General features: G+C 63.9%; 24 protein-coding genes. 15 read left to right on the top strand and 9 right to left on the bottom strand.

Translation table 11 applies throughout. The features are described 5' to 3' along the window. Positions 1 to 51: 51 nt before the first annotated feature. Both recN and ACEOAC_RS22085 read right to left on the bottom strand, forming a co-directional pair. Complete coding sequence (gene recN, locus ACEOAC_RS22080; protein ID WP_413443746.1) at positions 52 to 1698, bottom strand: DNA repair protein RecN; 1647 nt, start codon at positions 1696 to 1698, stop codon at positions 52 to 54. Between the two features lie 68 nt (positions 1699 to 1766). Further along, positions 1767 to 2684 (bottom strand): NAD kinase, encoded by a 918-nt coding sequence (locus ACEOAC_RS22085; RefSeq protein WP_006461796.1) that lies wholly within the window; start codon positions 2682 to 2684, stop codon positions 1767 to 1769. 36 nt (positions 2685 to 2720) lie between these two features. Between ACEOAC_RS22085 and ACEOAC_RS22090 the strand changes: the two genes are divergently transcribed. Together ACEOAC_RS22090 and hrcA are read left to right on the top strand one after the other, a co-directional pair. Continuing rightward, positions 2721 to 3437, top strand: coding sequence for an HAD family hydrolase (locus ACEOAC_RS22090; RefSeq protein WP_413443747.1), 717 nt, complete (start codon positions 2721 to 2723; stop codon positions 3435 to 3437). Positions 3438 to 3515: 78 nt separating this feature from the next. Next, entirely contained in the window at positions 3516 to 4544 is a 1029-nt protein-coding gene (hrcA, locus tag ACEOAC_RS22095) for a heat-inducible transcriptional repressor HrcA (protein ID WP_006461798.1), read from the top strand. Between the two features lie 120 nt (positions 4545 to 4664). Here hrcA and fur read toward each other — a convergent pair whose 3' ends face one another. Continuing rightward, positions 4665 to 5090 carry a ferric iron uptake transcriptional regulator gene (fur, locus tag ACEOAC_RS22100; protein ID WP_006461799.1) on the bottom strand — a complete coding sequence of 142 codons (426 nt, stop codon included), beginning with the start codon at positions 5088 to 5090 and terminating at the stop codon, positions 4665 to 4667. A gap of 210 nt (positions 5091 to 5300) precedes the next feature. Here fur and ACEOAC_RS22105 point away from each other — a divergent pair, with 210 nt between their 5' ends. The 5 genes from ACEOAC_RS22105 (at position 5301) to ACEOAC_RS22125 (ending at position 8354) form a co-directional block, all read left to right on the top strand. Then, positions 5301 to 5849, top strand: coding sequence for an outer membrane protein assembly factor BamE (locus ACEOAC_RS22105; RefSeq protein WP_006461800.1), 549 nt, complete (start codon positions 5301 to 5303; stop codon positions 5847 to 5849). Between the two features lie 40 nt (positions 5850 to 5889). After that, the gene (gene dapB, locus ACEOAC_RS22110; protein ID WP_413443748.1) at positions 5890 to 6696 is read left to right on the top strand and encodes a 4-hydroxy-tetrahydrodipicolinate reductase; all 807 of its coding nucleotides are present in this window, start codon (positions 5890 to 5892) and stop codon (positions 6694 to 6696) included. A gap of 160 nt (positions 6697 to 6856) precedes the next feature. Further along, the gene (locus ACEOAC_RS22115; RefSeq protein ID WP_006461802.1) at positions 6857 to 7555 is read left to right on the top strand and encodes a MotA/TolQ/ExbB proton channel family protein; all 699 of its coding nucleotides are present in this window, start codon (positions 6857 to 6859) and stop codon (positions 7553 to 7555) included. A 16-nt stretch (positions 7556 to 7571) separates the two neighbouring features. Further along, entirely contained in the window at positions 7572 to 8015 is a 444-nt protein-coding gene (locus ACEOAC_RS22120; RefSeq protein ID WP_077237439.1) for an ExbD/TolR family protein, read from the top strand. Between the two features lie 12 nt (positions 8016 to 8027). Further along, entirely contained in the window at positions 8028 to 8354 is a 327-nt protein-coding gene (locus ACEOAC_RS22125; protein ID WP_102661666.1) for a barstar family protein, read from the top strand. A gap of 100 nt (positions 8355 to 8454) precedes the next feature. On the opposite strand, the gene ACEOAC_RS22130 is transcribed toward ACEOAC_RS22125, so the two are convergent. Genes ACEOAC_RS22130 through ACEOAC_RS22155 form a run of 6 tightly spaced genes read right to left on the bottom strand, consistent with a single transcriptional unit; the run spans position 8455 to position 14254 of the window. Continuing rightward, positions 8455 to 9276 carry a phosphodiesterase gene (locus ACEOAC_RS22130; RefSeq protein ID WP_234295441.1) on the bottom strand — a complete coding sequence of 274 codons (822 nt, stop codon included), beginning with the start codon at positions 9274 to 9276 and terminating at the stop codon, positions 8455 to 8457. Then, positions 9273 to 10376: an ABC transporter ATP-binding protein gene (locus tag ACEOAC_RS22135; RefSeq protein WP_006461806.1), complete on the bottom strand. Its 1104-nt coding sequence runs from the start codon at positions 10374 to 10376 to the stop codon at positions 9273 to 9275. Before ACEOAC_RS22135 ends, ACEOAC_RS22130 begins: the two co-directional genes overlap by 4 nt. After that, on the bottom strand, positions 10373 to 11176 hold the full coding sequence (locus tag ACEOAC_RS22140; protein ID WP_413443749.1) for an ABC transporter permease: 804 nt from the start codon (positions 11174 to 11176) through the stop codon (positions 10373 to 10375). The genes ACEOAC_RS22135 and ACEOAC_RS22140 overlap by 4 nt, the downstream gene beginning before the upstream one ends. 18 nt (positions 11177 to 11194) lie before the next feature. Beyond that, entirely contained in the window at positions 11195 to 12088 is an 894-nt protein-coding gene (locus ACEOAC_RS22145) for an ABC transporter permease (protein ID WP_413443750.1), read from the bottom strand. A gap of 21 nt (positions 12089 to 12109) precedes the next feature. Next, positions 12110 to 13117 carry an ABC transporter substrate-binding protein gene (locus tag ACEOAC_RS22150; protein WP_006461809.1) on the bottom strand — a complete coding sequence of 336 codons (1008 nt, stop codon included), beginning with the start codon at positions 13115 to 13117 and terminating at the stop codon, positions 12110 to 12112. Positions 13118 to 13162: 45 nt separating this feature from the next. Further along, positions 13163 to 14254: a LacI family DNA-binding transcriptional regulator gene (locus tag ACEOAC_RS22155; RefSeq protein WP_006461810.1), complete on the bottom strand. Its 1092-nt coding sequence runs from the start codon at positions 14252 to 14254 to the stop codon at positions 13163 to 13165. 551 nt (positions 14255 to 14805) lie between these two features. Between ACEOAC_RS22155 and leuS the strand changes: the two genes are divergently transcribed. The 8 genes from leuS (at position 14806) to ACEOAC_RS22195 (ending at position 23493) form a co-directional block, all read left to right on the top strand. Then, on the top strand, positions 14806 to 17463 hold the full coding sequence (leuS, locus tag ACEOAC_RS22160; RefSeq protein WP_413443751.1) for a leucine--tRNA ligase: 2658 nt from the start codon (positions 14806 to 14808) through the stop codon (positions 17461 to 17463). A gap of 28 nt (positions 17464 to 17491) precedes the next feature. Continuing rightward, on the top strand, positions 17492 to 18031 hold the full coding sequence (gene lptE, locus ACEOAC_RS22165) for an LPS assembly lipoprotein LptE (RefSeq protein ID WP_077237445.1): 540 nt from the start codon (positions 17492 to 17494) through the stop codon (positions 18029 to 18031). A gap of 17 nt (positions 18032 to 18048) precedes the next feature. Next, positions 18049 to 19068, top strand: a complete 1020-nt coding sequence (gene holA / locus ACEOAC_RS22170; protein WP_077237446.1) for a DNA polymerase III subunit delta — start codon at positions 18049 to 18051, stop codon at positions 19066 to 19068. A 79-nt stretch (positions 19069 to 19147) separates the two neighbouring features. Continuing rightward, positions 19148 to 20416 (top strand): glutamate-5-semialdehyde dehydrogenase, encoded by a 1269-nt coding sequence (locus tag ACEOAC_RS22175; RefSeq protein ID WP_413443752.1) that lies wholly within the window; start codon positions 19148 to 19150, stop codon positions 20414 to 20416. Positions 20417 to 20455: 39 nt separating this feature from the next. Then, on the top strand, positions 20456 to 20881 hold the full coding sequence (locus ACEOAC_RS22180) for a CopD family protein (protein WP_006461815.1): 426 nt from the start codon (positions 20456 to 20458) through the stop codon (positions 20879 to 20881). Positions 20882 to 20936: 55 nt separating this feature from the next. Beyond that, on the top strand, positions 20937 to 21542 hold the full coding sequence (locus ACEOAC_RS22185) for a 2-hydroxychromene-2-carboxylate isomerase (RefSeq protein WP_413443753.1): 606 nt from the start codon (positions 20937 to 20939) through the stop codon (positions 21540 to 21542). 101 nt (positions 21543 to 21643) lie between these two features. Next, positions 21644 to 22900, top strand: a complete 1257-nt coding sequence (locus tag ACEOAC_RS22190; protein WP_241811266.1) for a THUMP domain-containing class I SAM-dependent RNA methyltransferase — start codon at positions 21644 to 21646, stop codon at positions 22898 to 22900. Between the two features lie 179 nt (positions 22901 to 23079). Next, complete coding sequence (locus tag ACEOAC_RS22195; RefSeq protein ID WP_102661657.1) at positions 23080 to 23493, top strand: DoxX family protein; 414 nt, start codon at positions 23080 to 23082, stop codon at positions 23491 to 23493. Positions 23494 to 23628 lie beyond the last annotated feature (135 nt).

Here is a 23628-nt window from a genome sequence, read left to right on the forward strand (position 1 = left end):
TCGCTTGATTGGATGTTCTTGTTGTGATCGTGGACGATCAGGGATCTGGGATCAGGAGGCCAGCAGTTCGCGTGCGTGCTTGCGCGTGGTGGCGGTGATTTCCAGGCCACCCAGCATGCGGGCGATTTCCTCGACACGGGCCTTGGCATCCAGGCCGTCGATGTCGGACAGGGTCTTGCCACCCTCGCTGCGTTTCTTGACCTGGTAATGCTGGTTGGCCTGGCTGGCGACCTGCGGCAGGTGGGTCACGCACAGTACCTGGCGTTCCTGTCCCAGGCGCTTGAGCAAGCGTCCCACCACTTCGGCCACGGCGCCGCCGATGCCGCTGTCGACTTCGTCGAAGATCAGGGTCGGCACGGTCGTGGCTGCCGACGCGATCACCGAGATGGCCAGCGAGATACGCGCCAGCTCACCACCCGAAGCCACCTTCGCCAGCGCACGCGGCGCCACCCCGGCATGACCGGCGACCAGGAACTCCACCTGTTCCAGGCCGTACGCGGCGGGCTCGCCGACGTTGAGCGCAATCTCGAAACGACCGCCGGCCATCGACAGGTCCTGCATGGCTGCCGTGACGGCCTCACCCAGTCCAGTTGCCGCCTTGGCCCGAGCCTTGGACAATTTCTGCGCCTGAGACAGGTAGGCGGCCTGCAGCTTGTCTTCCTGGGCGCGCAGGGCGTCGAGGTCGCTGGCGTCGGCCAGCTGCTTCAATTGTTCGGACAGCTTGCGATATTCCTCGGGCAGTTCATCGGGCTGCACATGGAATTTGCGGGCGCTTGAATGAATCGCTTCCAGGCGCTCTTCCACTTCCTGCAGACGCGCCGGATCGAGTTCCACCCGCCCCAGGTAATCATTGAGCGCATACACGGCTTCCTGCAGCTGGATCTGGGCCGGCTCCAGGGCGTCAAGCACGGGCTTGAGGGCGGTATCGACATCCACCAGCTTGCCCAGCTTCTGCGTGATCGAGGACAGTTGCGAGAGGATCGGCGACTCCGATTCGGAGATCACGCCCAGCGCTTCCTGCGCACCGCCGATCAGCGCTGCCGCATGCGAGAGGCGGCTATGTTCGGTGCTGATCTCGGTCCACTCACCGGGCTTGACGGACAGTTTCTGCAGCTCCGCCACCTGCCATTCCAGGCGCTCGCGCTCCAGCAGCACATTGCGGGCATCCTGCTCGAACTGCTCGCGTTGGCGCGCCAGGGCGCGCCAGGTGCGATAGGCGGCGGCGACTTCACCTGCCTGGTCGAGCAGGCCGGCCTGGCTATCCAGCAACTGGCGCTGCGCATCGGCCTTCATCAGCGACTGGTGCGCATGCTGGCCGTGGATATCGACCAGCATTTCGCCGACCTCACGCAATTGCCCGGCGGTGGCCGCGCTGCCATTGATGTAGGCCTTGCTGCGACCGGCATTGTCGATCACCCGACGCAGCAGCACGCCGCCATGTTCGTCGGCGAACTCATGCTCTTCCAGCCAGGCCTGGACCTCGGGCGTAGCGGTGAAATCGGCGCTGACATCGGCCTTGGCCGCGCCCTCGCGCACCACGCTGGGATCGCCGCGACCGCCCAGGGCCAGCGCCAGGGCATCGATCAGGATGGATTTGCCGGCGCCGGTTTCGCCGGTGAAGACGGAAAATCCGCGCGCAAATTCGAGCTCGATGGCATCGACAATCACGAAGTCGCGGATCGTTAAGGTACGCAGCATGGTGGTCTCGCAGCGGGTTGGACGGACAGGCCTGAAGAATGGCGCAAGCCGGCATGCGCCGGCCGCGCTTATTGTAATCGGCCTTCTATCGAGGGGTATTCATTCCAGTGCAGCTTCTCGCGCAGGGTGTCGAAATAGCTCCAGCCCTGGGGATGCAGGAAGGTGATCTTGTGTGCCGAACGGCGGATCACGATACGGTCGCCATGCAGCACGCTGGTGAGCGACTGCATGTCGAAGTTGGCGCTGACCTCGCGCCCGGAAACCACCTGGATCACGATCTCGCAGGAATCCGACAGCGTGATCGGACGATTGGACAGCGAATGCGGGGAGATCGGCACCATCACGATGCCATGCAGGCTGGGGTGCAGGATGGGTCCGCCGGCCGAGAGCGCATAGGCGGTGGAGCCGGTCGGGGTGGCCACGATCAGGCCGTCGGAGCGCTGGTTGTACATGAAGCGGCCATCGACCTCGACCCGCAGCTCGACCATGCCGGAGGTGGAACCCCGCGCCACCACCACATCGTTCAGGGCCAGGGCGCGGAAGATCTCGCCGCCCTCGCGATAGACCCGCGCTTCCAGCAGCGAACGCGACTCGGCTTCGACATTGCCGTCCAGCATTTCGGCCAGAGCCGGTATCATGCGGTCTTGCGCGATGTCGGTGATGAAGCCCAGGCGTCCCTGGTTGATGCCGATCAGCGGTACGTTGTACGGTGCCAGCTGGCGCGCGATGCCCAGCATGGTACCGTCGCCGCCGACCACGATGGCCACGTCCGCGTGATGACCGATCTGCTCGGGAGTCATGCTGTCATAGCCTTGCAGGGCGATGTTCTCGGCGGTTTCGGTCTCGAAGACCACGGTGTGGCCGTGCGACTCCAGGAACACGGCGATGTCCGACAAGATCTGCGCGATGCCGACGGCCTGGTACTTGCCGACGATGGCGACGGTTTTGGGTACGGCTGCCTGAACGGGTAATTTGATGGGCCACATGCTGCGGATTAGACCATAATTTGAGATGACATTGTAATGAAACCAAGCGCTTCCACCCTGCCTCCCCCGCCCATCGAAGCGGTCCTGTTCGACCTCGACGACACCCTCTGGGCCATCGAACCGGTGCTGGTGCGCGCCGAAGGCCTGCTCTACGACTGGCTGCGCCAGCACGCACCGGCCGTGGCTGCCGCGCATACCGTGGCCAGCCTGCGCGAACGCCGCATGGCCCTGATGCAGACCGATCCGGTCTACCGCATCGATCTCTGGAGGTTGCGCCATACCGCCTTGACCGAGGTCTTCCGCGAACATGACGTGGACCTGGCCCTGGTCGATCCCGCTATGGCCCTGTTCTCCGAAGCACGCAGCACGGTCGCGCTGTTCGACGATGTGGAACCGGCACTGCTGCGCCTGAAAGACAAACTGACGCTGGGCTCGGTCTCCAATGGCTTCGCCGACCTCGAACGCATCGGCCTGGCCGGGCACTTCGGCGTCTCCATCGCAGCCCACCGCTTTGGTCGCGCCAAGCCCGATCCGGCGATCTTCCACGCCGCCTGCGAAGCGCTGCAGGTCGCGCCGGGCGCCACGGTCTATGTCGGCGACGATCCCCTGCTGGATGTGCAGGGTGCGCAACAGGCCGGCCTGCGCGCGGTGTGGATGAACCGCTTTGCGCGAACGCTGCCCGATGGCATCAGCCCCGATGCCATCTGTCGCGATCTGCACGAGCTGCACGACTGGCTGGCGGCTCAGGCCTGAAGTGCCGGCTGGCGCCAATTCACCTCCGCCGTCACGTAGCTGTCACTCTTTGCATCATAAGCCGCTAGAATATGCACCATGCAACTCGATAACCGCGCCCGCACACTCCTGAAGGCACTGGTCGAACGGTACATCGCCGACGGCCAGCCGGTGGGCTCGCGCGCCCTGTCGAAACTGTCCGGCCTGGAACTGTCACCAGCGACCATCCGCAACATCATGGCCGACCTGGAAGAGATGGGCTTCGTCGCCAGCCCGCACACCTCGGCCGGACGGGTGCCGACGCCGCGCGGCTACCGCATGTTCGTCGATACCCTCCTGACGGTCGAGGCGATCGACGAAAGCGCGCTGGAGGGCCGCCTGCAGGCTCGCCTGCAGCACAACACCTCGCCGCAGAAGATCATCACCAACGCAGCCCAGGTGCTGTCGTCGCTGTCGCAGTTTGCCGGCGTCGTGATGACGCCCAAGCGCGAATCGGCGTTCCAGCAGATCGAATTCCTGCGGCTGTCGGAAAAGCGCATCCTGCTGGTGATCGTGGACCAGGGTGGCGATGTGCAGAACCGCATGCTGCTCACCGAGGTCGATTACACCCCCAGCCAACTGGTCCAGGCCGCCAACTACATCAACCAGCATTACGCCGGCCAGTCCTTCGACCAGGTGCGGCTGCGCCTGCAGGGCGAGCTGCGCCAGCTGCGCGACGACATGACCGTGCTCATGCAGGCCGCCGTGGAAGCCGGCAGCGACGCCATGAGCGAGGAAGCCGACAACAACGTGGTCATCTCCGGCGAGCGTAACCTGCTGTCGGTGAGCGACCTGTCCTCCAACATGAATTCCCTGCGCCGCCTGTTCGACATGTTCGAGCAGAAGACCGGCCTGCTGCAGTTGCTGGATGTGTCCAGCAAGGCCACCGGCGTGCAGATCTTCATCGGCGGCGAATCGCAACTGGTACCGATGGACGACATGAGCATCGTCACCGCCCCCTACGAAGTCAACGGACGCATCGTCGGCACCCTGGGCGTGATCGGCCCCACCCGCATGGCCTACGAACGCGTCATCCCCATCGTCGACATCACCGCCAAGCTGCTGTCCAGCGCGCTGAGCCAGCACTGAAGACGGATACGGCGGCCGTCGGTGGAGCCAACGAAAAAAGCCACGTGGGACATCACGTGGCTTTTTCATTGTCTTTGCAAAGGATTGCCTGCGTAATTATCCGCAAGCAAGGCCCCTGGTTTATTTCTTCAGCTTCTTGCAGTTCTTGCAATGTCCGTACAACGCCAGGGCGTGGTCGGCGATTTCGAAACCGTGTTCCTGGGCGATCTTGATCTGGCGCTTCTCGATCTCGGCATCGAAGAATTCCTCGACCTTGCCGCAGTCCAGGCAGACCAGGTGGTCATGGTGCGAACCTTCGTTCAGTTCGAAGACCGCCTTGCCGGTCTCGAAGTGGTTGCGCTGGAGCAGGCCTGCCTGCTCGAACTGCGTCAGCACGCGGTAGACGGTGGCCAGGCCCACGTCAAGATTGTCGGAGAGCAACTGTTTGTAGACGTCTTCGGCGCTCAGGTGGCGCACGGAGGTGTTCTGGAAGATTTCCAGGATCTTCAGGCGTGGCAGGGTGGCCTTCAGGCCGCTGGCCTTCAGTTCGGATGGATTGTTCGGCATGGTAGAGTGGGTTCCCGGTTTTTACTGGTCTCAAACAGGCGCGCTGGTCCGCTGGGAGGGCCTGGGGACCGCTCCGGCCGGGCTGGTGGGGCAGCCTTTTGCGTCCGGAACGCACTCATGCCTATTTAAGAAGTAAGTTCTAGCTTATCATATAGCGCTTTAGGCTCATGGCTCAACCCGGTTGAAAACTTTATGCGCATGCTTTCCCGAATGAAGTCCCGTCATCAAACCGCCGCAATCGGCGTCGTCGCGGTCCTGGCCCTGCTGGCGGGCTGTTCCTCGACCAAGTCGCCCGAGCAGGCGGCCCCGACCGACACCTCGGGCGTGAAGGTAACCGGCAAGAGCAACAGCCTGTTCGGCTTCCTCAAGCCCTACCGCATCGACATCCAGCAAGGCAATTTCGTCTCCAAGGAAATGGTGGCCCAGCTGCGCCCCGGCCTGACCCGCGACCAGGTGCGCTTCGTGCTGGGCACCCCGCTGCTGACCGACATGTTCCACGCCAATCGCTGGGATTACGATTTCCGCCTGGCCAAGGGCAATGGCGAAATCATGACCAGCCGGGTCTCGGTCTTCTTCAAGGATGACCTGCTGGATCACGTCGAAGGCGGCGAGAACCTGCCCACCGAGAGCGAATACCTGACCCTGATCACCGACTCCAAGGTCGGCGCCAAGGCCAGTTTCGGCGCCGACAAGGACAAGGCCGACAGCGAAGTCAAGCCGGCCTCTCCCGTGGCGCCCTCCTCGGCCACTGGCAAGTAAGCAATACCCGTCTCCCGTCATCCGTCATTCCGAGTTTCCCATGACAGTATTGAATATCGCAGTCGCCGGCGCCTCCGGGCGCATGGGCCGCATGCTGATCGAAGCCATCCTCAACGCCGACGACCTCAAGCTCTCCGGCGCCCTTGACACTCCCAGCGCACCGGCCATCGGCACCGATGCCGGCCTGTTCCTGGGCAAGACCACCGGCGTGCTCATCGAATCCGACCTGGCCCGTGGCCTGGCCGGTGCCGACGTGCTGATCGATTTCACCCGTCCTGAAGGCACGCTGAAGCACCTGGAGTTCTGCGCTGCGCATGGCGTGAAGGTCGTCATCGGCACCACCGGCTTCGAAGCCGAAGGCAAGGCCACCATCGCCGAATTCGCCAGGAAGACCGCTGTCATGGCCGCCCCCAACATGAGCGTGGGCGTCAACGTGACCCTGAAGCTGCTGGAACTGGCCGCCAAGAACTTCTCGCACGGCTACGACATCGAGATCATCGAAGCGCACCATCGCCACAAGGTCGACGCCCCCTCCGGCACCGCCCTGAAGATGGGTGAAGTCATCGCCGACGCGCTGGGCAAGAATCTCGACGACGTGGCCGTCTATGCCCGCGAAGGCGTCACCGGCGAGCGCGATCCGTCCTCCATCGGTTTTGCCACCGTGCGCGGCGGCGACATCATCGGCGACCACACCGTGCTGTTCGCCGGCATCGGCGAACGTATCGAGATTTCGCACAAGTCGTCCAGCCGCGTCTCGTACGCCATGGGCAGCCTGCGTGCCGCGCGCTTCCTGGCCGGCAAGGAGAGCGGTCTGTACGACATGCAGGACGTGCTGGGCTTCAAGTAAGCCTGGCCCGAAACCACAGGAAATGCTCGACGCTGCCGCGCCCCACCAGGTCCGGCAGCGAATTTTTTTGGGGCAGGCCGCTCAAAGCGACAGCCCCCCTTGATTGCTTCCGATTGACCCATTGCCGCGCTGGCGCGGCGCTATCCCGAAAGAACGCAATATGGAACCGAACGTTGGATTTGCCCACTACTGGGCGCAAGGCGATGCCGTTTCCCACTCCGTCGCCTATCTGCTGCTGATCATGTCGATCGCCAGCTGGTACTACATCCTCTCCAAGGCCTGGGCCGCCTGGCGTATCCGCCGGGGTAGCAACGCGCTGGAACAGTTCTGGCAGGCCCCCACCCTGGCCGACGCCACCGGTGCCATGCAGCGCCTCGACAGCGAGCAGATCTACAGCCCCATGGCCGAGCGCGCCGCCGAAGCCGCCGACATCGGCACCCGCCAACAAGGCACGCCCTCGCTGAACGCCGCAACCGACCCCGGCGAACTGATCACCCGCACCCTGCGGCGCGAAATCAACCGCGTCTCGGCCCGGCTGGAACGCGGCCTGACCCTGCTGGCGTCGGTCGGCTCCACCGCGCCCTTCGTCGGCCTGTTTGGCACCGTCTGGGGCATCTATCACGCGCTGGTGGCGGTCTCGGCCAGCGGTACGGTACAGATCGACAAGGTCGCCGGCCCCGTCGGCGAGGCCCTGATCATGACTGCGCTGGGCCTGCTGGTGGCGATTCCGGCGGTGCTGGCCTACAACGCCTTCACCCGCATCAACCGCGTGGTGCTGGCCGAACTCGACGGCTTCGCCCACGACCTGCACGCCTATCTCACCACCGGCGAACGCGTCGGCGGCATGCGCAAGCCATGACACCCGAGAGCCCATCATGAGTTTCGGCGGATTCAACGACAATCAGAACTCGGCCCCGATGGCCGACATCAACGTCACCCCGATGGTGGACGTGATGCTAGTACTGCTGGTGATCTTCATCATCACCGCGCCCATGTTCACCCACGCCCTCAAGCTGGACCTGCCCACCGCGCAATCGGCGCCGGCCCCGGAAAAACCGGAGACCATCACCCTCGGCATCGACGCCGCCGGCAAGCTGTACTGGAACGACCAGCCGGTCAGCGAAGAGGAAATGGACAGTCGCCTGGCCGATGCCGCCGGCAAGAAGCCACAGCCCGAGCTGCAGCTGCGCGCCGACAAGTCGACCCGCTACCAGACCATCGCCGAGGTGATGTCGGCCGCGCAGTCTGCCGGCCTGACCAAGCTGGGCTTCGTCACCGACCCCAAGGCCGGCAGCAAGACGCAAGCCAAAGCCAACTGAAAGAGATAGCACATGGCCACCGTAACACTGGCGGGCGACCGCATCACCGACTGGGAGAGCTTCCACACCGAGAGCGCGCAAGCCTTCGGCTTTCCCGATTTCTATGGCCGCAACATGGATGCATGGGTGGATTGCCTGTCCTACCTGCGCGATGACGAAGGCATGTGCAAGTTCAAGCTCAAGCCCAAGGAAGTGCTGGTCATCGAGATCAGCCACAGCGCCGAGTTGCATCAGCGCCTGCCGGACCTGGTCGAGGATGTGGAATTCTGCTGCACAGCCATCAATGACCGCTGCGAGGATTACGGTGAAGCGCCGGTGATCGAACTGATCTGGAAGTAGATCGGCGCAGTTGACTTATCTTTCGTATCGCTGCGGCCGGATGAATTGATCTCTATTGCAGATCAATCCATCCGCCCCCTTCAATCACCTTCAATCACCTTCAATCGATCAGTTCATCGCCGTCATAGAACGGATACGGACCATCGAACTCGCCGATGAATGCCGTATGGCTCACCAGGCTGCGCGCCTGCGCATCCCACCAATGCAACTGGTAGCCCGGCGGCTCCATCACGAAACAGGATGGCGCCTGCGGATCCAGGTCCAGTTGCACCTGATGTGACACCCCCGGACAGGTCGTGGCCACCGTGCCGGCAAAACGCCGCTGGATGGAGCGATGCAGGTGACCGCACAGGATGCGCTCCACCTGCGGGTGCTTCTTCACCACTGCTTCCAGCACCTGCGGATTGACCAGCCCCATGTCATCCATGTGTCCGATGCCGGTCGTAAACGGCGGGTGGTGCATGGCGATCACGGTGGGCCGCTCCGGCTGCTGCGCCAGCACCTCATCGAGCCACTGCATGCTCTGCGCCGACAACTCGCCACCGCTGGCGCGCGGGATCACCGTATCGAGCGCCACGATGCGCACCGGATAATCCTCGACCACATACTCGATGCGTTCACCGCCCTGCTGCAGGTAGGCATGCTCGGGAAAGGCCGCGCGCAGCGCATTGCGCTCGTCGTGGTTGCCCGGCAGCAGGTAGTAGGGCATCGTCAGCGGTGCCAGCAGCTCGCGCAGGCAGGCATATTCGGACGGCTTGCCGAAGTCCACCAGGTCGCCGGTGATGACCAGCACATCCGGGCGCTGCTTCAGGCCGTTGACCTGCGCCACGCAACGGCGCAGGCTCTCGGCGGTATCCACCACCCGGTACGACTTCTTGCCATCGGTCTTGATGTGCAGGTCGGAAATCTGTCCCAGTATCATGCGTTCTCCTTCACGGCGGCGGGCGCCATCTTCACCAGGGCCTCGGCCGGCACCCGCAGCGCGATCTGCTGGCCAGCTTCCCACCAGCCACGGCGGCTGGTCTCGGCGATGACCGGGCGCTCCGCCCCGATCTCGATTTCAAAGCGGGTGCGGTCACCCAGGAAAAAGGTATTGATCAGCTTGCCGCGCAGGCATTGCGCATCGGCTTCGGTGATATCGACCACCTGCACATCCTCGGGACGGAACATGGCCCACGCCGGCTGGCCCTGCTGCGTCGCATTCATCGGATTGCCGGCATCGGGCAGCGGCAGGCTGCCATTGGGCAGCAACAACCTATCTCCGGAAACGATACCTTGCACGCGATTCATCGCACCGATGAAATCGGCCACGAAGTCATTGGCAGGATGATAGTAGATCTCCTGGGGCGTGCCGATCTGCGATATCTTGCCGCGTTCCATCACCACGATGCGGTCGCCCAGCGCCATCGCCTCACCCTGGTCGTGGGTGACGTAGATGGCGGTGATGCCGAGGCTGCGCAAGAGCTTGTTCAGGTCACTGCGCACCGCTTCGCGCAGCTTGGCGTCGAGCGCTGTCAGCGGTTCATCCAGCAGCAGCACGCGGGGCTCCATCGCCAGCGCCCGGGCCAGCGCCACACGCTGCTTCTGGCCACCGGAAAGCTGGTCCACGCGACGATGCGACAGCCCCTGCAGATGCACCATCTCCAGCAGCTTTTCCACGCGCTCGGCGCGCTCGCCGGCCGGAATCTTGCGGATCTTCATGCCGTAGGCGATGTTCTCGCCCACGCTCATGTTGGGGAACAGCGCATAGTTCTGGAATACCATCCCCACGCCGCGCTTTTCGATCGGCAGCGCGGTCACGTCATCCTCGCCGAAGAGCACACGACCGCCCTCGTCGGGGAACTCCAGACCGGCAATCATGCGCAGCGTGGTGGTCTTGCCGCAGCCCGACGGGCCCAGCAACACCAGGGTTTCACCGGGATGGATTTCCAGGTCCAGCGGCTGCAGTGCTCGCGTACCGTTGGCGAAGGACTTGGCACACTGATGTAGGCGAATGGAAACGGCTTCTTTCTTGGACTTCATAGACTGACTTTCTTGCGTGTTGCCTGGGTCGCCCACTGCATGCCGATCAGGAGCGGAATGATCATGAAAAAGAAGATCAGCGTATAGGCCGATCCCACCTCCAGCCGCATCGATGCATAGGCATCGGCCAGGCCCACCGGCAGGGTCTGGGTCAGCGGCGTGTGCAACATCCAGGTGATATTGAATTCGCCGATCGACAGGGTCACCACCATCAGCGCCCCGGCCAGGATGCCGGAGGCCGCATTGGGGATCACGATGCCGAAGAAGCGACGCAGGCGCCCCGCGCCCAGGCTGGCAGCGGCTTCTTCCAGTTGCGCCAGTTGCGAGGACTGCATCACCGCCAGCACCGGGCGCACCATGAAGGGCAGCGTGAAGAGCACATGGCCCACCAGGATGAAGAGAATGCTGGCGCGGAACTGGCGATACTGCCCATAGGCCATGATCAGCGCCAGCGCAGTGGCCAGGCCCGGCACCGCCACCGGCATCATCAGCAATTCCTCGATCACCCGTGCCAGGCGGCTATGCCCACCGCGATAGCGTGCCAGCATATAGGCCAGCGGTACCCCGGCCACCAGCGTCACCGCCAGGCAGACCAGCGCGATGAACAGCGAGCGCCAGATGGTGGGCTGGTACATCTCCCACACCTGGGCCACCCAGCGCAACGTGAGTCCGCTGGACAGGCCCACGAAGAAATTCTCGGTGACGCCGGCCAGCATCGACAGCACCACCGGCACCACCAGGAAAGCGCACACCAGCAGCGTAAAGGCCAGTTGTACGTAAAAACGCAATCGGTTCTGCATCATCGTTCCTTGCGCGCCTTACGCCGCGGTCGCCACGCCGCTGCCGGTGAGCGAGCGCGCCAGGGCCAGCATGGCCCAGGTGATCAGACCCAGCACGATGGACAGCGAGGCCGCCGTGGCGAAGTTGGCGTAGCCGGTAAATTCGTTGTAGATGGTCATGGGCAGCACATCGATATTGGCGGCCAGGGTAAAGGCCGTACCGAAGGCACCGACGCTGGTGGCAAAGCAGATCGCCCCCGACGAGATCAGGGCCGGCAGCAACGCCGGCAGCACCACATGCAGCAACACCTGCCAGGGTCTTGCGCCCAGCGAACGGGCCGCCTCTTCCAGCGAGGGATCGAGCTTCTCGGCCGCCGCCACCACCGTCAGGATCACCCGCGGAATGGAGAAGTACAGATAGCCCAGGAACAGCCCCGCCAGCGAGTACGCAAACACCAGCGATTCACCGAACAGCCAGTTGGTGAAGCTGCCAATCAGGCCTTGGCGCCCGGCCAGCATGATCACCATGAAGCCGACCACCACGCCGGGAAACGCCAGCGGGAAGGTCAGCATGGCCAGCAATACCGACTGGCCGGCAAAGCGGTTGCGTTGCAGGAACAAGCCCACCATCACCGAGATCGCCAGCGTGGCCAGGGTCACCACCGCCGACAGCGCCAGCGTGGACAAGAGGCTGGCGAAGTAATGGCGATTGGTCAGCACCGACAGATAGGCCATGGCACCGTCCGGGCCGGATGCGCCGACTGCGACCAGGCGCGCCATCGGCAACAGCCAGAAGGCGCAGAACAGGGTCAGGCCCGGTGCGGCAAACCACAGCCACACGCCGTTGCCGGCGCTGCGCACACCGGCGCCCGGTTTGCGCTCGGGCTTGAGCACGCCCGGTGCACCTGGCGTAGCGGGGATGGCGTTTTTCATGCTTGCTCCTGCGTCTCGCATTTATCGCACTTCAGCCAGGTAACGCTCGCCGAACTTGCGCTGTGCTTCGGCCATCTTGCCGTAGTCGACCGACTTGGCACGGGCATATTCGGCCGCCGGCAGGAAGCGCGATTCGGCTTCCTTGGACATGGCCGCAGCACGCACCGGACGCAGATAGGCGTTGGCCCAGATGGCCTGCCCCTGATCCGACAACAGGAAGTCCAGCACCTTCTTGGCCTCGGCCTGGTGCGGCGCATTCTTCACCAGCGACACCACGTAGGGCACGGTCACGGTGCCTTCGGTGGGGATCACGAAGGCGACGTTGGCGTGGTCCTTGTACTTGGCGCGATAGGCGTCGAAGTCATAGCCCAGCAGGATGGGAATCTCACCCGAGATCAGGCGCGCATAGGAGGTCTGCTTGGGCACGATGGGCTGGTTCTTCTGCAGGTTCTTGAAGTAGCCGATGGCGGGCGAAAAGTCGTCCAGCGTGCCACCCAGGGCCTGGTTGATCGCCACCGCGCCGACGTAGCCGACGAAGGCCGAGGCCGGGTCCAGGTAGCCGATCAGGCCCTTGTATTCCGGCTTCTGCAGGTCAGCCCAGGACTTGGGGACCGGCTTGCCCTTGAGCGCATCGACGTTGACCATGATGCCCATGGTGCCGGAGTGGATGGTGAACCAGTAACCGTCCGGGTCCTTCAGGCCATTGGGAATGTCGTTCCAGTTGGCCGGCTTGTAGGGGGCCACCAGATCCTTGTTCCTGGCTTCGATGCCGAAGGACACACCCAGGTAGGTGAAGTCGGCCACCGGACTGGCCTTTTCGGCCGTCAGCTGGGCCAGGGCCTGGCCGCTGTTCTTGTTGTCGGGCGGCACGGTGATGCCGGTCTTGTCCTTGATCGCCTTGATCTGGGCAGCCCAGTCGGCCCACTCCGGCGGACAGTTGTAGCAGATCGCGGTCTGGGCAGAAGCAGCGACGGAAGCCGACAGCAGCAGTGCGCCGGCAGCGGTTTGAATAACACGTTTCAGGAACATGTCAGATCCTTTCCTAGAGGTTGAACAACGAAAGCACGACAAAATTCAGGACAGCGAATGTGCAGCCGGCGGCGGCGCCACCGACCCGCCCTCGCGCAGTACATGCGGCAGGATGTGACGCAGCGCCGGCTGGGCAGACTGCGGGGACTGCGGGGACTGCAATGACGGGCCCTCGGCAGCCGCCGGCACGGCACGCTCGATGGCTTCCACCAGCGTGCGCAGGGCGACATCACCGATGCGCTCGGAAGGCTGCACCACGCTGGCCAGCACCGGAGCCATCAGGGCGCCGACCGGGATGCCGTCGAAGCCCATCACCGAGATATCGCCCGGCACCTGCAGACCCAGTGCGCGCAGGTCGCGCATGGCACTCAGCGCCAGCAGGTCGTTGGAACAGAACAGCGCGGTCGGGCGCTGCAGCGGGTCGGCCATCATCTGCTGGTAGTCGGTGGCGGCGGTGAGGGTATGGCGCTCCACTTCGATGGCCGGCAGCGGCGCCAGGCCGGCCGCCTGCATTGCATCGAGATAGCCGTAATAGCGCTGCATGGCACGGTCGGACGCATTGAAGCGTCCCGACAGCATCTGGATACGCCGATGGCCCAGCCCGATCAGGTGGGCCACCGCGTCACAGGCGGCGGCGCGGTTGTCCACCGAGACCGAAGCGCGATGGGTGGTCGGGCCGGACGTGGCCAGCTGGTTGTAGGTCAAGACGAAAGGGATGCGTTCACGCTCCAGCAGGTCCAGCGTGGCATTGGAGCCGGCATCGGCCACCGTCAGGATCACCCCGTCCACCCGATGCCCCAGCAAGAGCTCGACGGCCGCCGATTCTTCCTCCGGCAGGTATTCGGTGGTGGTAAACATCACCGAGTAATCCAGCGCGCGCGCCGCCAGTTCGATGCCCTGCAGGCACTGGGCGAAGACGGTGTTGGACAGCGTCGGCACCACCACCCCCACGGTGCGCGAATTGCCGGCCCGCAGATTGCGACCGGTGAAATTGGGCCGAAAACCCAGTTCGGCGATGCTGCGATGGATCTTCTCGGCCGTTTCCGCGCTCACCGAACCAGGCTTGTTGAGCAGGCGGGACACCGTGGCGATGGACACACCGGCCAGATGGGCAACTTGTTTGATGGAGGGACGCACGGCGGCACCGGGGGCAAATGAAAACGATTTCATGATGCCGTCCGATTGTTACTACCTCATGACCATGCGCGACCGGCATGCGGTATGCCGCAGGCGGCCGGGGGGCCGGGACGCCCGGGGGCTGCCCCCCAACCAGGGGCGCCAAATTCATCGGTTCTATCGTAAAAAAATAGCTTTTTCGCAATTTTTCGATATTTGATGAGAACAAATTCGAGAATCGACATCGCCCGACGTGAAGATGGTTTCATACGTCTGCTCGATCAACAACACTGCCTACAGCCGCGCGAATCCAGCCGATCCGTCCCCCCTGACCGGCCGGATGCACGTAGCTGCGGTCCCTGATGCCGCCCTGCTCTGGCACAGGGATCTTTGCCCGCCCCCGGCTTTTTCCAGGGGGGCGGGCTTTTTTTGTTTCCCGTCGGAAAACCCTCATCCAGGCCAGCCCCGGGCCTGACCGGCGCAGACTGCGTCGACGGGGTGGCGAGCCGGTATAATGCAGGGTTTCGAATCGCATTCCCTTCCCAACCGAATCCCATCCGTATCAGCCCGTCATGCAAGATAAATACAGCCCAGCCGAAGTCGAACAATCCGCGCAGCAGCACTGGAACGCCATCGACGCCTACAAGACCGTCGAAAACGCCCGTGACAAGCAAGGCCGCGACAAGAAGAAGTTCTACGCCTGCTCGATGCTGCCCTACCCCTCCGGCAAGCTGCACATGGGCCACGTGCGCAACTACACCATCAACGATGTGATGTATCGCTACCTGCGCATGAACGGCTACAACGTCCTGATGCCCATGGGATGGGACGCCTTCGGCATGCCCGCCGAGAACGCCGCCATGGCCAATGGCGTGCCACCGGCGCAGTGGACCTATTCCAATATCGACTACATGAAGTCGCAGATGCAGTCCATGGGCCTGGCCATCGACTGGTCGCGCGAGATGACCGCCTGCCGTCCCGAGTATTACAAGTGGAACCAGTGGATGTTCCTGAAGATGCTGGAGAAGGGCATCATCTACAAGAAGACCGGCACCGTGAACTGGGATCCGATCGACCAGACCGTGCTGGCCAACGAGCAGGTCATCGACGGCCGCGGCTGGCGCTCGGGTGCGGTGATCGAAAAGCGCGAAATCCCGATGTACTACGCCCGCATCACCGACTACGCCGACGAGCTGCTGGAACACGTCGAGACCAAGCTGCCCGGCTGGCCCGAGCGCGTGCGCCTGATGCAGGCCAACTGGATCGGCAAGTCCACCGGCGTGCGCTTCGCCTTCCCGCATGAGATCAAGGACGCCAGCGGCCAGCTGATCAACGACGGCAAGCTGTTCGTCTTCACCACCCGCGCCGACACCATCATGGGCGTGACCTTCTGCGCAGTGGCCCCGGAACACCCGCTGGCCACCCTGGCCGCCGAGAACAACCCGGCCCTGCAGACCTTCATCGCCGAATGCAAGCAAGGCAGCGTCATCGAAGCCGACATGGCGACGATGGAAAAGAAGGGCATGCCCACCGGCCTGTACGTCACCCACCCGCTGACCGGCGACAAGGTCGAGGTCTGGGTCGGCAACTACGTGCTCATCACCTACGGCGATGGCGCCGTGATGGGCGTGCCGGCGCACGACGAGCGCGACTTCGCCTTCGCCCGCAAGTACGACCTGCCGATCAAGCAGGTCATCGGCGTGGAAGGCAAGACCTACTCCACCGACGCCTGGGAAGAATGGTACGGCGACAAGGAAGCCGGCAAGACCATCGCCTCCGGCAAGTACGATGGCCTGGGCTACCAGGCGGCCGTCGATGCGGTGGCAGCCGACCTGGCTGCGCAGGGCCTGGGCGAAAAGAAGGTCACCTTCCGCCTGCGCGACTGGGGCATCTCGCGCCAGCGCTACTGGGGTACGCCCATCCCCATCATCCACTGCCCGGATTGCGGCGACGTGCCGGTGCCTGAAAAGGACCTGCCGGTGGTGCTGCCGGAAGACTGCGTGCCGGACGGCAGCGGCAATCCCCTGAACAAGCATGAGCAATTCCTCAAGGTCGACTGCCCCAAGTGCGGCAAGCCGGCCCGTCGCGAAACCGACACCATGGACACCTTCGTGGACTCGTCCTGGTACTACATGCGCTATACCTCGCCGGGCAGCAACGACGCCATGGTCGACTCCCGCAACGATTACTGGATGCCCATGGACCAGTACATCGGCGGCATCGAACACGCCGTGCTGCACCTGCTGTACGCGCGCTTCTGGACCAAGGTCATGCGCGACTTCGGCCTGGTCAAGTTCGACGAGCCCTTCACCAACCTGTTGACGCAGGGCATGGTCCTGAACGAGACCTACTATCGCGAAGAAGCCTCGGGCAAGAAGATCTGGATCAACCCGGCCGATGTGGAACTGACCTTCGATGACAAGGGCCGCCCGGTCTCGGCGATCCTCAAGACCGACGGCCAGCCGGTGGAGATCGGCGGTACCGAGAAGATGTCCAAGTCCAAGAACAACGGCATCGACCCGCAAGCCCAGATCGACCAGTACGGCGCCGATACGGCCCGTCTGTTCACCATGTTCGCCTCGCCCCCGGAACAGACCCTGGAATGGTCGGGTGCCGGCGTGGAAGGCGCCAACCGCTTCCTGCGCCGGGTGTGGGCCTTCGGCTACAACAATGCCGCGCGCATCACCGCAGCCGGCGCCATCGCTGCCATCGACGCGACCCAACTGGATGATGGCCTGAAGACCCTGCGCCGTGAAGTCCACAAGGTGCTGCAACAGGCCGACAACGACTTCAAGCGCATCCAGTACAACACCGTGGTCTCGGCCTGCATGAAGATGCTCAACACGCTGGAAGCCGCCAAGCCGGCCGCCGGCGCGGCCGGCGACGCGGTGCTGGCGGAGTGCTTCTCGATCTTCCTGCGCGTGCTCAATCCGGTGGCGCCGCACATCACCCACGTGCTGTGGCAGCAACTGGGCTACGCCGCCACCCAGGGCGACATCCTCGACGCCGACTGGCCGCAGGTGGATGCTGCCGCCCTGGAACAGAGCGAGCTCAAGCTGGTGGTGCAGGTCAATGGCAAGCTGCGTGGCGAGGTGACGGTTCCCAAGGATGCCGACAAGGCCGCCATCGAAGCCGCTGCCCTGGCCAACGAGGATGTGAAGAAATTCCTCACCGGCGCCCCCAAGAAGGTGATCGTGGTGCCCGGCAAGCTGGTCAACATCGTCGCCTGATCCGGCCCAACCCAACCGACGGAACTCCATGCACGCTCAAGTCCAAATCAAGCGTTTCTCGCAATGGCTGCTGATGGCCCTCGCTGCCGTGATGCTCACGGCCTGCGGCTTCCACATGCGCGGCGCGGCCGACCTGCCCTTCAAGACCATCTACCTCGGCTTTGCGCCCAACTCCGCCGTCGGCGTGGAACTCAAGCGCAACATCGAGGCCAGTGGCGCCAAGGTGGTCGCCGACGCCAAGGATGCCGAAGCCAACCTGAAGGTGTTGGCCGACTCCCGCGACCGCCAGGTGCTGACCTTGAACACCAACGGCCGCGTGCGTGAATATGCGCTGTTCCAGCGCTTCACCTTCTCCGTCACCGACCCCAAGGGTGTGGTGGTGATTCCGCCCACGGCCATCACCCTGCGTCGCGTCATCACCTATGACGAGAACCAGGAACTGGCCAAGCAGGCCGAGGAAGCACTGCTCTACCGCGACATGCAGTCCGACCTGGTGCAGCAGATCCTGCGTCGCCTGGCCGCCTCGAAGTCGGCCATCAGCACCGAGAAGGCGCAGTCGGATTCCTGATCCGGCCACGCACAATCATGCAATTGCGCCACGACTCCCTGGACGCCCATCTCGGCAAATCGCTGGCGCCACTCTATGTGATCGCCAGCGACGAGCACCTGCTGGCGCTGGAAGCGGCCGACAAGATCCGCCGCAGCGCCCGCGCCAATGGCTATACCGAGCGTGAAGTGCTGGTGGTGGAACGCAGCTTCAAGTGGGGCGAACTGCTGGCGGCCAACCAGTCGCAATCGCTGTTCGGCGACAAGAAGCTGATCGAACTGCGCATCCCCACCGGCAAGCCCGGCAAGGATGGCGGCCAGGCCCTGCAGGATTACGCCGCCAACCTCTCGCCCGACAACCTCACCATCATCAGCCTGCCCAAGCTGGACTGGGCCACGCAGAAGGCGGCCTGGGTCGGCGCCCTGCAGCAGGCGGCGGTGTACATCGACATCCCGCTGGTAGAACGCGCCCAGTTGCCGGGCTGGATCGGCAACCGCCTGGCCGCCCAGCAGCAGAGCGCCGACCGCCCTTGCCTGGACTTCATCGCCGACCGCGTGGAGGGCAACCTGCTGGCCGCGCACCAGGAAATCCAGAAGCTGGCCCTGCTCTACCCGCCCGGCAAGCTCGGTTTCGAACAGGTGCAGGACGCCGTGCTCAATGTGGCCCGCTACGATGTCTTCAAGCTCAACGAAGCCATGCTCTCCGGCGACATCGCCCGTCTCACGCGCATGATGGACGGCCTGAAGGGTGAAGGCGAGGCCCTGCCGCTGGTCCTGTGGGCCGTGACCGAGGAAATCCGCACGCTCCTCAAGCTCAAGTCCGGCATGGCCCAGGGCAAGCCCGTAGGCGCACTGCTCAAGGAATACCGCATCTGGGGTCCGCGCGAACGACTGATGGAACCGGCCCTGCGCCGCATCAGCCTGGCCGCGCTGGAACAGGCCCTGCAGGAAGCCGCCCTGGTGGACCGCATGGTCAAGGGCCTGCGCGCCCGCACCTTCGCCGGCGACCCGTGGGACGCCCTGCTGCAACTGGGACTGAAACTGGCCCGCGGGCGCTGAGCCGCCGGCAGGCCCATCTAGATCGCGCAACACAGACATACCAACACGGCCGCGCCCATCGCGCTGCGGAGGAACCAGAATGGAAAACATCGAACTCTACATGAACCGCATCGGCCAGCAGGCCCGTGCCGCCTCGCGTGCCATGGCGCGTGCCGATACCGCCGCCAAGAACCAGGCGCTGCTGCTGATCGCCGCCGCCATCCGTCGCGATGCGGACGCCCTGCGCGCCGCCAATGCGCTGGATCTGGATGCGGCCCGCGCCAATGGTCTGGCCGAGGCCATGCTGGACCGCCTGACGCTGTCCGACAAGGCCATCGCCACCATGGCCGAGGGCCTGGAGCAGATCGCCTCCCTGCCCGACCCGATCGGCGAGATCAGCAACATGAAATACCGCCCCACCGGCATCCAGGTCGGCCAGATGCGTGTGCCCCTGGGCGTGATCGGCATCATCTACGAGGCCCGTCCCAACGTCACCGTGGACGCCGCCGGCCTGTGCATCAAGAGTGGTAACGCCACCATCCTGCGCGGCGGTTCCGAAGCCATCCATTGCAACCAGGCCCTGGCCAGGCTGGTGAAGGAAGGCCTCAGCGGCGCCGGCCTGCCCGAAGATGCGGTGCAGGTGGTCGAGACCACCGACCGCGCCGCCGTCGGTGTGCTCATCACCATGCAGGAATACGTGGACGTCATCGTGCCGCGTGGCGGCAAGGGCCTGATCGAACGCCTGATCAAGGAAGCCAAGGTCCCCATGATCAAGCACCTGGACGGCATCTGCCACGTCTACATCGACGACAAGGCCGACACCCGCAAGGCGCTGGACGTGGCCTTCAACGCCAAATGCCATCGCTACGGCACCTGCAACACCATGGAAACCCTGCTGGTGTCGCGCAACATCGCCGCAGCCGTTCTGCCCCCGCTGGCCGAACTGTATCGCGTCAAGGAAGTGGAACTGCGCTGCGACCCTGAAGCGGCCGATATCCTGGCCGACTACCCCTTCCTGAAGCCGGCCACGGCTGAAGACTGGGACACCGAATACCTGGCCCCGATCCTGGCCGTGAAGGTGGTGGCCGACATGGATGAGGCCATCGATCACATCAATCGTCATTCCTCCCAGCACACCGACAGCATCATCACCGAGGACTACACCCGCGCCATGCGCTTCCTGCGCGAAGTCGATTCGGCCTCGGTCATGGTCAACGCCTCGACCCGCTTTGCCGACGGTTTCGAATACGGCCTGGGTGCCGAGATCGGCATCTCCAACGACAAGCTGCACGCGCGTGGCCCGGTGGGCCTGGAAGGCCTGACCTCGCTGAAGTATGTGGTGCTGGGCCAGGGCCAGGTGCGCCAGTAACCGATCACGTCAACCCGAACGCCAACGACAAGGACCGTCATGCTCTGGATCAAAGCCCTGCACATCGTCTTCATCGCCTCCTGGTTCGCCGGCCTGTTCTATCTGCCGCGCATCTTCGTGAACCTGGCGCAGGAGACCGACCTGGTCTCCCGCGAACGCCTGCTGGGCATGGCGCGCCGGCTGTACCGCTTCACCGGCATGACCGCGCTGGTGGCGCTGGTGCTGGGCGCATGGCTGCTGGCCATCACCTGGCAATTCTGGAAAGGCCCGGGCAACGGCTGGCTGCATGCCAAGCTGTTCCTGGTGGTGCTGGTGATCGGCTACCACCACGCCTGCGGCTCCCTGCTCAAGAAATTCGAGCACGGCAAGAATACCCGCAGCCACGTCTGGTTCCGCTGGTTCAATGAAGTCCCGGTGCTGCTGATGCTGGCCATCGTGATCCTGGTCGTCGTCAAGCCGTTCTGATATCCCCAAGCCACGTACCTCTCACCACACACCATCATCCCTTCCGGAGCCGGTCATGAGCAAAGTCTGTGAATACTTTTTCGCCCCGCATTCTCCGTTCGCCTATCTGGGGCACGAACGTTTCGTCGCCCTCGCCGAGAAATACCAGGTGCAGATCCTTCCCAAACCCTTCGACCTGTCGAAGATCTTCGGCGTCTCCGGCGGTCTGCCGCTGGCCAAGCGCGCCCCGCAGCGCCAGGCCTATCGCCTCAAGGAACTGGCGCGCTGGAGCGAATTCCTGGGTAAGCCGATGATCCTGCAGCCGGCCTATTTCCCGGTCAACAGCGATACCGCCGCCCGCCTGATCATCGCTACCCAGCTCGCGCACGGCACCGCCGCGTCGCTGCGCCTGACCGGGGCCATCATGCGCGCCGTCTGGGAAGAGCAGAAGAACATCGCCGACACCGATACCCTGGTCGCCATTGCCAACGCCCAGGAGCACGATGGTGCGGCCCTGCTGAAATCAGCCGAGACCGCCAGCGTGCAGGCCGAGTTCGACCGTTTCACCGATGAAGCCAATGCCGCCAGCGTGTTCGGCGCCCCCTGGTTCGTCTACGAAGGCGAAGGCTACTGGGGCCAGGACCGCCTCGATTTCGTCGAGCGCGCCTTCGCGAAAGGCTGAGCGGCCAGCGTACAATGACGCCGGGCTGCGCAATGAACAGAAGCGAAGCCCGGCGTTCTGATTTTTGAAGCCCTGTTTTTCAACGGATAAAAGGTACTCCCATGCAATCCCAAGACACCCAATACTCTTACTTCTGCCCCTGCCCGCGTGGCCTGGAAGCGGCACTGGCAGAAGAACTCAACGAGATCGCCGCCCATGCCGGCCCCGCCGCCAATCTCAAGGTGCACAACCAGGTCCCGGGTGGCGTGCACTGCTCCGGCACGCTGCTGGCGGCCTACCAGATGAACCTGCATTCGCGCATCGCCAGCCGCGTGCTGCTGCGCATGGGTCACGGTTCCTACAAGAACGAAAACGACATCTACGACCTCACCCTGGCCCAGGCCTGGGAAGACTGGTTCAAGGTCTCGCACACCATCCGCGTGGACCTCACCGCCGTGAAGTCGCCGCTGCGCAGCCTGGAATTCAGCACGCTCAAGATCAAGGATGCCATCTGCGACCGCTTCCTCGACCAGTTCAAGCTGCGTCCCTCGGTCAATACCCGCACGCCCGACATGCGCATCGCCGGCTTCGTCGATGCCCACAACTTCACGGTCTACCTGGATACCTCCGGCGAAGCGCTGTTCAAGCGCGGCTGGCGCGAAGAGACCGGTGACGCCCCGCTGCGCGAGAACCTGGCGGCAGGTCTGTTGCGCACCTCCGGCTGGAAGCCGGGCGTGCCGCTGTTCGATCCCATGTGCGGCTCCGGCACCATCCTGGCCGAAGCCGCCCAGATGATTGCCGGCGTGCCGCCGGGCGCACGTCGCCGCTTCGCCTTCGAGAAGTTCAGCAACTTCGACGCCGATGCCTGGTTCGCCATCAAGGGGGACTTCAAACCCAACCCGATCCCGACCACGCCGACGCTCTTCGGCAGCGACATCTCTGGCGACATGGTGGAACTGACCCGCAAGAACCTGCTGCGTGCCGGCGTGCATTTCGAGGTACCGCTCAAGCAGATCGAGGCGCAGGAGATCAAGCCACCGCTGGACGCCGATGGCCAGCCGCTGGTCGGCATCATCCTCTCCAACCCGCCCTACGGCGAACGGATCGGCGTGCGTGGTGACCGTGCCCTGCCGACCGAAGAACTGTTCACGCAATTCTTCAGCGCCTTCTCCAGCACCCTGAAGCAGCGCTTTGCCGGCTGGAGCGTGTTCCTGTTCTCGGCCGACCTCGGCCTGCCCAAGCTGATGCGCCTGAAGGAATCGCGCAAGACCCCGTTCTTCAACGGTGCCCTGGAATGCCGCCTGTTCCGCTTCGACATGGTGGCCGGCTACAACCGCCGCGAAGAGGCCAAGCCGCATTCCCGCGACAGCGAGGACTGAAGCAGGACAGGCGGGACCGGATTGTCAACCACGCCAAGACAATCCATCCCGCCACGGCCGGTTTATCCGGCCCGCATTCTTCCCTACAGTGTGGACATGGCCCATCTCCATCACGCCCGCCAGAGAGCGCGCACGATAGCTGGCCTGCCTTCATCCACTCCACACTTCCCGGGATCATCATGAGCACCGTCACCGTCAATACCCGCGCCGACTACGCCGCCTTCCTGCTGCGCGTCACCATGGGCATCTTCTTCCTGGTCCACGCCGGACTGAAAATCTTCGTCTTCACCCCGGCAGGCACCGTGGGCTTCTTTGCCTCGCTGGGTGTACCCGGCTGGTTCGCCTATCCCGTGATGGCGCTGGAAGTGGTGGGCGGCATTGCGCTGGTGCTGGGCTACTACGGTCGTTGGCTGGCACTGCCCCTGGCGGCCGACCTGCTGGGCGCCATCGTGCTGGTCCACGGCAAGGCAGGATTCTTCTTCACCAACCCCAAGGGTGGCTGGGAATACCTGGCGCTGTGGATCGTCGGCCTGGTCGCCGTGTTCCTGCTGGGCGACGGCGCCTTTGCCCTCAAGCGTGAAGAGCGTAGTTGATCGCCCTGTTTGCCGAAATCATCCCGCCGGGCCACGCGCCCGGCAAAATTCATCTAGATTCAGTTTGATCGTCGATATCTCTTAGTTCAGTTCTTGCGTGCGGGAAATCAAGTTTTCCACAGGCGATTCAAGGAA

The sequence above is a fragment of the Herbaspirillum frisingense genome (assembly GCF_047325095.1).
GTDB lineage: Bacteria > Pseudomonadota > Gammaproteobacteria > Burkholderiales > Burkholderiaceae_D > Herbaspirillum > Herbaspirillum frisingense.

What these genes read in the sequence shown, in the direction of transcription:
- ACEOAC_RS22190 (WP_241811266.1), top strand. Translation starts at nt 21,644, where the DNA reads ATGCAATCCCAAGACACCCAATACTCTTACTTCTGCCCCTGCCCGCGT.
- leuS (WP_413443751.1), top strand. Translation starts at nt 14,806, where the DNA reads ATGCAAGATAAATACAGCCCAGCCGAAGTCGAACAATCCGCGCAGCAG.
- holA (WP_077237446.1), top strand. Translation starts at nt 18,049, where the DNA reads ATGCAATTGCGCCACGACTCCCTGGACGCCCATCTCGGCAAATCGCTG.
- ACEOAC_RS22135 (WP_006461806.1), bottom strand. Translation starts at nt 10,376, where the DNA reads ATGAAGTCCAAGAAAGAAGCCGTTTCCATTCGCCTACATCAGTGTGCC.
- ACEOAC_RS22140 (WP_413443749.1), bottom strand. Translation starts at nt 11,176, where the DNA reads ATGCAGAACCGATTGCGTTTTTACGTACAACTGGCCTTTACGCTGCTG.
- ACEOAC_RS22115 (WP_006461802.1), top strand. Translation starts at nt 6,857, where the DNA reads ATGGAACCGAACGTTGGATTTGCCCACTACTGGGCGCAAGGCGATGCC.
- ACEOAC_RS22175 (WP_413443752.1), top strand. Translation starts at nt 19,148, where the DNA reads ATGGAAAACATCGAACTCTACATGAACCGCATCGGCCAGCAGGCCCGT.
- ACEOAC_RS22105 (WP_006461800.1), top strand. Translation starts at nt 5,301, where the DNA reads ATGAAGTCCCGTCATCAAACCGCCGCAATCGGCGTCGTCGCGGTCCTG.
- fur (WP_006461799.1), bottom strand. Translation starts at nt 5,090, where the DNA reads ATGCCGAACAATCCATCCGAACTGAAGGCCAGCGGCCTGAAGGCCACC.
- ACEOAC_RS22090 (WP_413443747.1), top strand. Translation starts at nt 2,721, where the DNA reads ATGAAACCAAGCGCTTCCACCCTGCCTCCCCCGCCCATCGAAGCGGTC.
- ACEOAC_RS22180 (WP_006461815.1), top strand. Translation starts at nt 20,456, where the DNA reads ATGCTCTGGATCAAAGCCCTGCACATCGTCTTCATCGCCTCCTGGTTC.
- ACEOAC_RS22085 (WP_006461796.1), bottom strand. Translation starts at nt 2,684, where the DNA reads ATGTGGCCCATCAAATTACCCGTTCAGGCAGCCGTACCCAAAACCGTC.
- ACEOAC_RS22120 (WP_077237439.1), top strand. Translation starts at nt 7,572, where the DNA reads ATGAGTTTCGGCGGATTCAACGACAATCAGAACTCGGCCCCGATGGCC.
- ACEOAC_RS22185 (WP_413443753.1), top strand. Translation starts at nt 20,937, where the DNA reads ATGAGCAAAGTCTGTGAATACTTTTTCGCCCCGCATTCTCCGTTCGCC.
- ACEOAC_RS22145 (WP_413443750.1), bottom strand. Translation starts at nt 12,088, where the DNA reads ATGAAAAACGCCATCCCCGCTACGCCAGGTGCACCGGGCGTGCTCAAG.
- ACEOAC_RS22150 (WP_006461809.1), bottom strand. Translation starts at nt 13,117, where the DNA reads ATGTTCCTGAAACGTGTTATTCAAACCGCTGCCGGCGCACTGCTGCTG.
- ACEOAC_RS22195 (WP_102661657.1), top strand. Translation starts at nt 23,080, where the DNA reads ATGAGCACCGTCACCGTCAATACCCGCGCCGACTACGCCGCCTTCCTG.
- dapB (WP_413443748.1), top strand. Translation starts at nt 5,890, where the DNA reads ATGACAGTATTGAATATCGCAGTCGCCGGCGCCTCCGGGCGCATGGGC.
- hrcA (WP_006461798.1), top strand. Translation starts at nt 3,516, where the DNA reads ATGCAACTCGATAACCGCGCCCGCACACTCCTGAAGGCACTGGTCGAA.
- ACEOAC_RS22125 (WP_102661666.1), top strand. Translation starts at nt 8,028, where the DNA reads ATGGCCACCGTAACACTGGCGGGCGACCGCATCACCGACTGGGAGAGC.
- recN (WP_413443746.1), bottom strand. Translation starts at nt 1,698, where the DNA reads ATGCTGCGTACCTTAACGATCCGCGACTTCGTGATTGTCGATGCCATC.
- ACEOAC_RS22130 (WP_234295441.1), bottom strand. Translation starts at nt 9,276, where the DNA reads ATGATACTGGGACAGATTTCCGACCTGCACATCAAGACCGATGGCAAG.
- lptE (WP_077237445.1), top strand. Translation starts at nt 17,492, where the DNA reads ATGCACGCTCAAGTCCAAATCAAGCGTTTCTCGCAATGGCTGCTGATG.